The organism is Alistipes intestinihominis (genome assembly GCF_040095975.1).
In the GTDB taxonomy this organism is placed as follows: Bacteria; Bacteroidota; Bacteroidia; order Bacteroidales; family Rikenellaceae; genus Alistipes; species Alistipes senegalensis.
Map to the genome: position 1 here is coordinate 97,784 of NZ_JBBMFL010000015.1, position 10,558 is coordinate 108,341.

At 56.4% G+C, this 10,558-nt stretch carries 8 protein-coding genes and 1 tRNA gene; 1 reads left to right on the forward strand and 8 read right to left on the reverse strand.

The window, feature by feature from the left end; translation table 11 throughout:
- Positions 1-165: 165 nt before the first annotated feature.
- The 7 genes from ppdK to WMO46_RS12290 all read right to left on the reverse strand — a co-directional run bounded on the left by ppdK (position 166) and on the right by WMO46_RS12290 (position 7,787).
- Positions 166-2,895, reverse strand: coding sequence for a pyruvate, phosphate dikinase (gene ppdK / locus WMO46_RS12260; RefSeq protein ID WP_129651709.1), 2,730 nt, complete (start codon positions 2,893-2,895; stop codon positions 166-168).
- Between the two features lie 167 nt (positions 2,896-3,062).
- The gene (locus WMO46_RS12265) at positions 3,063-3,878 is read right to left on the reverse strand and encodes an endonuclease/exonuclease/phosphatase family protein (protein ID WP_278965007.1); all 816 of its coding nucleotides are present in this window, start codon (positions 3,876-3,878) and stop codon (positions 3,063-3,065) included.
- Between the two features lie 12 nt (positions 3,879-3,890).
- On the reverse strand, positions 3,891-4,124 hold the full coding sequence (locus WMO46_RS12270) for a helix-turn-helix domain-containing protein (protein WP_129651711.1): 234 nt from the start codon (positions 4,122-4,124) through the stop codon (positions 3,891-3,893).
- Positions 4,125-4,280: 156 nt separating this feature from the next.
- Positions 4,281-5,354 (reverse strand): SGNH/GDSL hydrolase family protein, encoded by a 1,074-nt coding sequence (locus tag WMO46_RS12275; protein WP_278965009.1) that lies wholly within the window; start codon positions 5,352-5,354, stop codon positions 4,281-4,283.
- A 16-nt stretch (positions 5,355-5,370) separates the two neighbouring features.
- Positions 5,371-6,573, reverse strand: a complete 1,203-nt coding sequence (gene mnmA, locus WMO46_RS12280; protein WP_278965011.1) for a tRNA 2-thiouridine(34) synthase MnmA — start codon at positions 6,571-6,573, stop codon at positions 5,371-5,373.
- A 1-nt stretch (position 6,574) separates the two neighbouring features.
- Entirely contained in the window at positions 6,575-7,090 is a 516-nt protein-coding gene (rimM, locus tag WMO46_RS12285) for a ribosome maturation factor RimM (RefSeq protein ID WP_278965013.1), read from the reverse strand.
- A gap of 115 nt (positions 7,091-7,205) precedes the next feature.
- Positions 7,206-7,787 carry a 30S ribosomal protein S16 gene (locus WMO46_RS12290; protein WP_349094425.1) on the reverse strand — a complete coding sequence of 194 codons (582 nt, stop codon included), beginning with the start codon at positions 7,785-7,787 and terminating at the stop codon, positions 7,206-7,208.
- Between the two features lie 468 nt (positions 7,788-8,255).
- Between WMO46_RS12290 and WMO46_RS12295 the strand changes: the two genes are divergently transcribed.
- Entirely contained in the window at positions 8,256-9,533 is a 1,278-nt protein-coding gene (locus tag WMO46_RS12295) for a phage integrase SAM-like domain-containing protein (protein ID WP_349094426.1), read from the forward strand.
- Between the two features lie 666 nt (positions 9,534-10,199).
- On the opposite strand, the gene WMO46_RS12300 is transcribed toward WMO46_RS12295, so the two are convergent.
- A tRNA-Arg gene (locus tag WMO46_RS12300) sits at positions 10,200-10,273 on the reverse strand.
- Between the last annotated feature and the right edge of the window lie 285 nt (positions 10,274-10,558).

Genomic DNA, 10,558 nt, shown 5'->3' on the forward strand with positions numbered 1-10,558 from the left:
GAATAGACGTTATTCAAACTGTTTGCCAAACAAAAATAGAAAATTTTCCCATAACGACCAAACATATTCAACGAACCGCGGGGTTTTGCCGACGAAAAGAAAACCCGCAGCCGTCGCGCTGCGGGTTTTCCGAAATCGTACCGGGCTGTTCCCGGCATCGGACCGTTATTTCTGGTTGAGCGCTGCGTGTGCGGCTGCCAGACGTGCGATGGGCACGCGGAAGGGCGAGCAGCTCACGTAGTTCAGACCTGCGTAGTGGCAGAACTCCACCGACGACGGCTCGCCGCCGTGCTCGCCGCAGATGCCGCACTTGAGCGTCGGGCGCGTGCCGCGGCCCTTGAATACGGCTTCGCGGATCAGCTGGCCCACGCCGTTGCGGTCGAGGATCTGGAACGGGTCGTTCTTCAGGATGCCTTTCTCCAGGTACACGGGCAGGAATTTGCCGATGTCGTCGCGCGAGAATCCGAGGGTCATCTGCGTCAGGTCGTTGGTTCCGAACGAGAAGAACTCGGCGACCTCGGCGATCTGGTTGGCCGTCACGGCGGCGCGCGGAACCTCGATCATCGTGCCGACCATGTAGTCGATCTTGTCGTTGCGCTCCGAGAACACCTGCTCGGCCGTCGCGTCGATGATGCTCTTCTGATAGCGCAGCTCCTTGTGGTTGCCCACCAGCGGCACCATGATCTCCACGTGCACGGGCATGCCCGTAGCCTTGACGTTCATGGCAGCCTCGATGATGGCGCGGGCCTGCATCTCGGTGATCTCGGGATAGGTGTTGCCCAAGCGGCAGCCGCGGTGTCCCAGCATGGGGTTGAACTCGGCCAGCGACTCGACCTTGGCGACGATCTTTGCCAGGGGCACGCCCATCTCGGCGGCCATCTCCTTCTGGCCCTTCTCATCGTGGGGCACGAACTCGTGCAGAGGGGGATCGAGCAGGCGGACCGTCACGGGGTATCCGTTCATGGCCTTGAACAGACCCTCGAAGTCGCCGCGCTGAATCGGCAGCAGCTTGGCCAGCGCCACGCGGCGTCCGGCCTCGTCGTCGGCGAGGATCATCTCGCGGAACGCCTTGATGCGGTCGCCCTCGAAGAACATGTGCTCCGTGCGGCAGAGGCCGATGCCCTCGGCGCCGAACGCGAATGCCTGTGCGGCGTCCTTCGGGGTGTCGGCGTTGGCGCGGACCTTCATGACGGAGTATTTGCCGGCGAGCTCCATCAGCTTGCCGAAATCGCCGCTCAGGTCGGCGGCCTTGGTAGCCACCTGGCCGAGGTAAACCTCGCCCGTCGAGCCGTTGAGCGAAATCCAGTCGCCCTCCTTCACCGTGAATCCGTTGACCTGGATCGTGCGGGCCTTGTAGTCGATCTGCAACTCGCCGGCGCCCGATACGCAGCACTTGCCCATGCCGCGGGCCACGACGGCTGCGTGCGAGGTCATGCCGCCGCGTGCGGTCAGGATGCCTGCCGCGTCGAGCATGCCTTTCAGGTCCTCGGGCGAGGTCTCGATGCGCACCAGAATGGCGCGTGCGCCGTTCTTGGCCAGCACCTTTTCGGCGTCCTCGGCGAAGAACACTACGGGACCCGTCGCGGCGCCCGGCGATGCGGGCAGACCTTTGGTGATGACCTGTGCGCTGGAGATGGCCTTCTTGTCGAAGACGGGATGGAGCAGTTCGTCGAGTTTCGCGGGCTCGCAGCGCAGCACGGCGGTCTTCTCGTCGATCAGACCCTCGCGGAGCATGTCCATGGCGATCTTGACCATCGCGGCGCCCGTGCGCTTGCCGTTGCGGCACTGCAACATCCAGAGCTTGCCGTCCTGAATCGTGAACTCGATGTCCTGCATGTCGGTGAAATACTGTTCCAGGTGGTGCTGGATGTCGAACAGCTCCTTGTAAACCTCGGGCATCACCTCTTCGAGCGAGGGGTATTTCGCCTTGCGCTCCTCTTCCGAGACCTTCTGAGCCACGGCCCAGCGCTTCGAACCCTCGATGGTGATCTGCTGCGGGGTGCGGATGCCGGCTACGACATCCTCGCCCTGGGCGTTGATGAGGTATTCGCCGTTGAAGAGGTTTTCACCCGTCGCAGCGTCGCGCGAGAAGGCCACGCCCGTCGCGGAGTTGTTGCCCATGTTGCCGAATACCATGGCCTGTACCGATACGGCCGTGCCCCACTCGGCGGGGATGTTGTTGAGCTTGCGGTAGAGGATGGCGCGCTCGTTCATCCACGAACCGAACACGGCGCAGACGGCGCCCCAGAGCTGGTCCCACGGATTGGCCGGGAAGTCCTCGCCGGTCTGCTTCTTCACGGCGGCCTTGAAGCTCTTCACCAGCTCCTTCAGGTCGTCGGTCGTCAGGTCGGTGTCGTTCTTGACGCCCTTCTTCTCTTTCTGCTCCTCGATGATGACTTCGAACGGATCGTGATCCTCTTTCGAGACGGGCTTCATGCCCAGCACCACGTCGCCGTACATCTGTACGAAGCGGCGGTACGAGTCCCACGCGAAACGCGGGTTGCCCGTGCGCTTGGCCACGGCCTCCACGGCCTGGTCGTTCATGCCCAGGTTGAGGATGGTGTCCATCATGCCGGGCATCGAAGCGCGGGCTCCGGAGCGGACGGAAACGAGCAGCGGCATCTCCTTGTCGCCGAATTTCATGCCGGTCAGGTTCTCGATGTTCTTCATCGCCTTCTCGACTTCGGGGCGGAGCAGTTCGATGACGGCCTCCTTGCCGTGTTTGTAGTACTCCGCACACACTTCCGTGGTGATGGTGAATCCCGGGGGGACGGGGATGCCGATCAGGTTCATCTCCGCAAGGTTGGCACCCTTGCCTCCGAGCAGTTCACGCATTTTGCCGTTTCCTTCGGCCTCTTTGTTGCCGAAGGTATAGACCCGTTTTACGTCTGCCATAGTTTTTTGATTTTTTTTAATTGGTATGTGTATATAAATTTTTTTCTAACACGTTTCCCCGGAACTTAAAAAATAGCGGTAACGCCGCCGCGACCGCAACCCGAAAATTTTATTTTCGTCCGAGGGATTGCGAAAATACGAAAACTTTTCGAAATTTCCAAAAAAATCTACCGGATGTATACGAACACCGGGAGGGAATATCCGTAACCGCCCCGGTAGACCCCTCGGGAGTAGGTTGCGAGGGGGTTACCGCTCTTTTGGTCAACCAGATAGCGGCGTGCGAAAACGTCGCCTTCGGAAGTCCGCAGCGCCGTGTCGGCCCAGATCCGGTCGCGCATCTGCCATTTCCGGGCGCTCCGGACATTGCCGCGGCCCGATTTTTCGGCCCGCAGGGTTCTGTCGCGGAGTCCGTGGCGGGGTGTGAAAAATGATCCCGTGCGGCCCATGACGAGCAGTTTCGCATGCGGACGCTCCTCGCGCAGGTCGCCGATGAGCCACCGGGCCGTGCGCGGGTCGGAGCACAGCACCAGCCCCACGGTGTCGCGTCCCAGTTCGCCCTCGACATAGAGGTAGCCGCGGCCCGATTCGTCGTAAACGGGGTAGAAGAGGTCTCCGTAATAGAGCAGCGCAAAATCCATTCCGTCGAGCGAATTGAGCGTGCGGTGGAGGTAGGAGTAGTCGCCCCGGCAGGCTGCCGCGAGGTCGCGCACGACCCGCTCGTTCTCCACGCCCCACAGGGCTACGATCGGCAGGGCCATCGAGTCGATGACGGCCGCCGTGTTGCGGATCTTGCGTTCGTAGCGCGCCGCAGTCCACCGCAGGCGGCCTTCGGGCGTGTAGTCGGAATCGTCGTAGAAGAGCGCCGGGACGGTGTCGTAGAGGCGGTCCACGTCGTAGAACGCAATTCCTACGGGCGGTCGTCCGTAGGAACTGCAATTAAGAATGAGAAGTGAAAAATCGAGAATTGACAGCAGCCATCGCATACCTCTTCCGGATTACAGCGGTTTTTCGGGCATGAAATCGCGGGGCGAACAGCCCAGGAACCTGGCGATCTCGTTGATATGGTTGACATTGTATTTGATGTCGTACTTCGGACTCTCGGCCATGCCGATAAACCCTTTCGAGACGCCGATGCCGTATGCCAGCATGGCTTGCGACACCTTCTGCGCCATTCGCTCTTTGCGGATGGCCTCGATCACGTAGATGTCGGCGGGTGTTTTCACAGGCATTGTTTTGTCGTACAAAACTAAAAAACGTGCCATTTGTGACGCTCTTCTATACATGAGTATACTCACGTATGGTGAGCGTCCGTCCCCTCGGGGCCCCTGAAAAGGAAAGCCCTGCGGAAAACCGCAGGGCCCGGTCGGAGAGAGTTTTCTCCGGTGTTATCGGATGCCGTATTTGCGCAGGATTTTCCGGATGTGCGGCAGCCGTTCGCGGATCATCCGGTCGAATCCCAGGTCGGAGCCGTGGTCGCAGTCGATGGTTCCTTCGGAGTCTTTGCCGTAGTACCACTCGCCGTCGAGGAAATAGACGTTGTCGTATTGTTTCGCCAGCCGCCGCATCATCCGGTCGGCGGTGTCGATCCGCTCGCGGTGGAACTGCGCGGCTTCGTTGTTGAAGTTGCCTGCGGCATGCCAGTGGGTTTGCATGAAGATCAGCGGTTTGTTGGGGTGCGCTTCGACGAGCGCCGCGACGAACGCCTCGAGCCGCTCGCGGATCAACTCTGGAGAGGGGTTCGAAAAGGCGTCGAAGAGAAAGGCGTCGGCGTCGGTTTCGGCGAGCAGCCGTGCGAATTCGGGCTGGAGCTTGCAGTTGCCGCTGTACCCCAGATTGACGAACTCGATGCCTGTCATGCGGCTCATGCGCGCCGGATAGGCCATACCCGGACGGCTGGCCGAGGCTCCGTGGGTGATGCTCGACCCGAAGACGATGACGCGGTGTTTGTAGGGCGATGCGAGCGGCGTGACGGTGGCGTCGTCGTCCACGCCGATTTCCAGCGTCAGGAGTTCGCTCCACGTCGGCAGGTAGAGCATGCACTCCCGGGGCTGCCGGTCCATGTGCTCGACGATGGTGCCGGAGTGCCGGTCTTCCAGTCCGGGGCGCGCTGCGCCGGCCATCGTCCAGATCCCGTCCCGGCGGATGTAGAGGTCCATGCCGCGCTGCGTGACCGGGGTCATGTTCCAGCCGTAGCTGCGCGGGGTCGTGGTCCAGCGGGCCTCGATGGAGCGGCTGTCGGTGGTGAAGAGCACGGCCACGCCGGCCGGATAGCCGCAATAGCGGCGGATGGCGGCGTTGTCGAAATGGTAACGGGCCGTATCGACCCGGTAGTAGGGGTTTCCCTCCATCGGGCAGGTGCGGCCGATGAGGGTCAGCGTCGAGGCATCGACGTATTTGCGGGCTGCGGCGGTGTGCAGGCTAAGCACTCCGGCGGCGATCAGTGCGAGGTGTTTTATCATAGTGGGTTCAGTTAGGTCATTTCTCGATCACTCCCGAGCCGACCAGCTCGTCGCCGTCGTACCAGGCGGCGAACTGCCCCGGGGCGATGCCCCGCTGGGGTTCGTCGAAGAGGATATACATGCCGTTCGGGCGCATGTGGAGCGTAGCTCCCTGCAAGGGCTGGCGGTAGCGGATGCGCACGGAGAACCGGGCGCTCGTGCCGGGCGCCATCTTGCGCGAGGGGTTGACCCAATGCACCTCCTCCGGGACGATGTGCAGCGCCGGACGCCACAATCCCGGGTGTGCGTCGCCCTCGCCGACGTAGATCACGTTCTGCGCCACGTCCGTCCCGATGATGAAGAGCGACTCCTTGCGTCCCCCGATGCCGAGGCCCTTGCGCTGACCGACGGTGTAGAAATGGGCGCCGTTGTGTTCGCCGATCTTCTTGCCGTCGCGCACAGTGTAGTGCCACGGTTCGGCCTGTGCGGCCAACTGGTCGTCCGAGGGTTCCGAACCGTTGGCAGGGGCGGCCTCACGGCGGAATTTGGGCCATGCGGGGAGTATCTCGTGCACATTGCCCCTTTTGCGGGCGAGTTTCTGTTGCAGGAAGGTCGGCAGGTCCACCTTGCCGACGAAACAGATGCCCTGCGAATCCTTGCGCCGGGCCGTGGCGAGCTGCTGCTCGGCGGCTATGCGCCGCACCTCGGGCTTCAGCAGGTCCCCGACCGGAAACAGCGCATAGCGCAGCTGCTCCTGCGAGAGCTGGCAGAGAAAATAGCTCTGGTCCTTGTTGGGATCGCTGCCGGCCAGCAGTTTGTAGACCGTGCGGCCGTCGGGCAGCACCTCTTCCGCCTTGCGGCAGTAGTGGCCCGTGGCGACGTAGTCGGCCCCGAGTTTGAGCGCTTCGCGCAGGAAGACATCGAATTTGATCTCCCGGTTGCACAGCACGTCGGGATTGGGCGTGCGCCCCTGCTCGTATTCGGCGAACATGTACTCGACGACCCGTGCGCGGTATTCGTCCGAGAGGTCTGCCACATGCAGGGCGATGTCCAGCCTCTTGGCCACCAGTTCGGCGAAGACCCGGTCGTCGTGCCACGGACAGTCGCCTTCGAGCGTGCCCGTGGTGTCGTGCCAGTTGATCATGAAGAGCCCGATGACCTCGTGTCCCTGCTGTTTCAGCAGCCAGGCCGCCACCGACGAATCGACGCCGCCCGAAAGTCCGATCACTACCCGTGCCATCCTATTCCAGTGTCAGAAGTCCTTCGGGCAGCACGAGGTGCATCGTGCGGGCCTCGAAGTCGATGTGTGCGATGAATTCCTCGGCGGCGGGGACCAGCACCTGCCGTCCGCCGATCTCCAGTTCGAACAGCGGATTGACATCGCTGTCGTAATAGTCCGAGACGGTTCCTTTGAATTTTTCCGGCGTTCCGGTCTCCTCGGCCTCGACGGCAAAGCCGATCAGGTCTTCGAGATAGAACTCGTCGTTCTCGCCCTCTTCTTCCGGTTCGATGCGGAATTCGAGTCCCAGCAGCTCCTGGGTCCGGCGTTCGGTGTCGAAATCGGCGAACGTGGCGGTGGCTCCCGACTGGCCGCGGCGTTCGAAATGCTCGCACCAGAGCGGCACCTCCAATGCGTCGATGGTGACCATCAGCGGGGTGTCGGTCGTGAAATCGTCGGGGAAAGCGGGGTAGAGCGAGAGCATCACTCCGCCCTCGGTGCCGAAAAGTTTGTTGATTCTGCCTGCGGGAACAGTCATAGGATTGAGAATTACGGTGTAAAAATACAAAAAAACGATAAACCGCCCAAGGGACGGTTTATCGTTTTTTTATCGGAGCGGGAAACATTTGCGGCCCCCGCCCTCCTGCGGCGCCTTATTCGGCGGCGGGAGCTTCCGGAGCGGCCTCCTCGGCGGCAGCTTCGGTCTCGGCAGCGGCTTCAGCAGCAGCCTCGCGGGCAGCGGCTTCAGCAGCAGCCTCGCGGGCAGCGGCTTCGGCGGCAGCCTTCTTCTCGGCGATTGCGGCGGCGCGCTCCTCCTTGATCTTGGCCTCGGCAGCCAGACGAGCCTTCTCGGCCGACTTGGCGTCGGTCGCCAGCTTGTTGGCCTTGGCTTCGATCTTACCGGCTTTGGCTTCCAGCCACTTGTTGAAGCGTGCTTCGGCCTCGGCCTCGGAGAACGCACCCTTGGCGACACCGCCCAGGAGGTGTTTCTTGTACATTACGCCCTTGTAGGAGAGAATAGCCCGACAAGTATCCGTAGGTTGTGCGCCTTTCTGTAACCAATCCAGGGCTTTCCCGAAGTCCAGGTCGATCGTAGCAGGATTCGTGTTGGGGTTGTAAATGCCCAACTTTTCGATGAATTTACCATCACGTGGCGCTCTGCTATCTGCGGCAACGATGTGATAGAAGGCATAGCCCTTCTTACCGTGACGTGCCAGACGAATTTTAACAGCCATTTGCTATAAAATTTTGTTATAAGTTATTAAAAACGCTCACCCGTTCGGGCTTTTAAGCCTGCAAATGTAGGGAAAATATTCCGCCCGGCAAAATAAATGCTGCAAAAATGCGCATTTTGCGCCTGCAAATCTGCGGTCGGGATGTCGGATGCCGCGGAAAAATGAAAAACTTTTCCTATCTTTGCATCCGCAATTCGCATGGATATGCGTCGTGTGCGTTGGTTCCGTAGCTCAGTTGGATAGAGCAACAGCCTTCTAAACTATGGGCTCCGGCCTTCATAGATTTACACCCGGGCAAGGGTTTATATCTCTATATTTACTTCACATTTAGCGTATTATAAGATTCGCTAAGTGTGCTTTTTGTATATAGCGCAGTCTTCTGATCTGGTGCGATTTCTTAAAAAGGGTCGAAAAATAGGCTATTATTTGCCCAAATGTTGTCCAAAAATGACTCAAAATTTTTAAGAGATGGCTACTTTTAAGACTTGTGTATTCAAAAATCATCTGCGTAAAGACGGCACGTATAATGTGAAATTACGTGTTACCCATAATCGAATATCGCGCAAAATCAGTACTCCTTACTATGTCGAGGCGAAGTATGTTACCCCGAACCTCGAAATTACCGATAAAGAACTTCTCGGATTGTGCGAGGACCTGTGTGCTGATTGTCGAAAAATATGCCGCGAACTGGGATTTACGATTAATCGGATGTCGGTCGATGACCTGGTGCATGTTCTCGATGTGAAATTAGCCGGTTCCGAAGATTTCCATTTGGACTTTTGCAAATTTTGGAGAGAGCAGGCTGATACCCTGTCACCAGGAACTCGGCGAAATTATATTGCCGCCTTGAATGCCTTCCAACGGTTTATTGGGACCGATTCATTCGATATAATGCACATCACATCTCGCTTGATCAGCGAATTTATGGCTTTCATCGAGCATGAGCCTTCACAACGGGGATCTAATCGGAAAACCCTGAGTAAGCTGAAAGGCGCGCAAAAGTCACGGGCAATCTCATTATATATTGCGAATATGAAGGCCATGTATAACCGTGCAAAATTGAAATACAATGATGAAGATTATGGATTTATTCCAATCACGCGAGCTCCGTTCTCGAAAATAAGGTTACCGGAGCATGTACCAGCCAAACGCGCTATTTCATTGGAAACATTGCAGCAAATAATCGATCTGCCTTATAGACCGGATACGACAATAGGCGCCAAACGATATAATTTGGCGAAAGATTGTTTCATCATGTCTTTTGGACTGATAGGTATGAATTCCGTTGATTTGTACACTTGTCAGGACATTGAAGATGGTGTATTAATCTATCACCGCAAGAAAACATGCACCAGGCGAGCGGACCGGGCCGAAATGCGAGTGAAAATTGAGCCGATGATTGCACCGTTGATGGCCAAGTACAAAGACCCCTTCAAAAAACGAATATTCAGATTCTATCTCGAGTATTCTAATCCGGATGCTCTGAATAAAGCGATAAATAAGGGGTTGCAGATGATCGCTGTCGAATTGGGGTTGCCGGCGCTGCAATATTATGCAGCACGCCATACCTGGGCCACAATTGCCCGATCACGATTGCTGAAGATTGAGAAGGCGACTGTCCATGAGGCACTTAACCACGTTGATCTGAAGATGCGAGTAACCGATATGTATATTGAGAAGGATTGGTCCGTAATATGGGAAGCCCATACAAAAGTACTTGCACTCTTAAAATGGCCCGATAAATAGTTACTTTTTTGTCCAAAAATGAGAAAATGACGGTCTTGAAGTTACTTTTTTGTCCAAAACAAGTTACTTATTTGTCCAAAAGTAGGGTTTGGAAGTTACTTTTTTGTCCACGGATACCTTATATCTATTTATCAAAGAATTTATCTTTGATAAATTCACTATACAACCTGATAAATTATATAACAACTGATGAATAGGCCAACAAAAGTTACTCGCGCGCGCGAGGAGAAAGGTTTTGTTGCTCATTATAACCTCAGTATTGGGCGAAATTTGACTGATATTACGAGAAATTGTTGAAAAGTGAAGGGAAGAGCCAAAAATTGACTCCAACGCGAGTTACTTTTTTGTCCAAAAAAAGTTGAGATACAAATTTTCGATTCCCAAAAATGGTTGCGGAAGTTACTTTTTTGTCCAAAAAATTATTAGCAAAAAAGAAAACCCAGACCGAAGTCCGGGTTACAATGAAGAGTTATTCTCAACTGAAGATAATCTCTTCCCTTCAAAGCAAATGTACGGAAAGGAAATGGTTTCTGCAAATTCCTATTTCCTTGTGATTCATCACAAAGAAATAAAAAGCAGCCGAAAACACCTCTCTACCCCATATTTGTACGTTGTCAGAAAAAAGAGAGCGATCTTCATATAGCATGAAAACCGCTCGTCGTGAAGTGATCTCGGCGCGGCTCGAACGCGCGGCCGGCAGATTAGAAATCTGCTGCTCTATCCAACTGAGCTACGAGACCATCGTTTAATAAAACGTTGCAAAATTAAGAAATTTCAGTGCAACTGCAAACTTATTCTTTGTGATTAATCACAAAAAATAGCCGCAGATTGACTTATACTGTTAATTTCTTCCCTTCACGTATCAACATCAGATCCTCGGAGCCGCAGCTCCGAGGATTTTTTTCTTTGTGATTTATCACAAATTCATCGGACCCGGCCATAGCCGGTTGCCGGTTGACCACCGGCTATCTCGCCGTGCGGATCTCCGATCCTGTCGCACGACCTTCGGGCCCCCTGAACTTGCA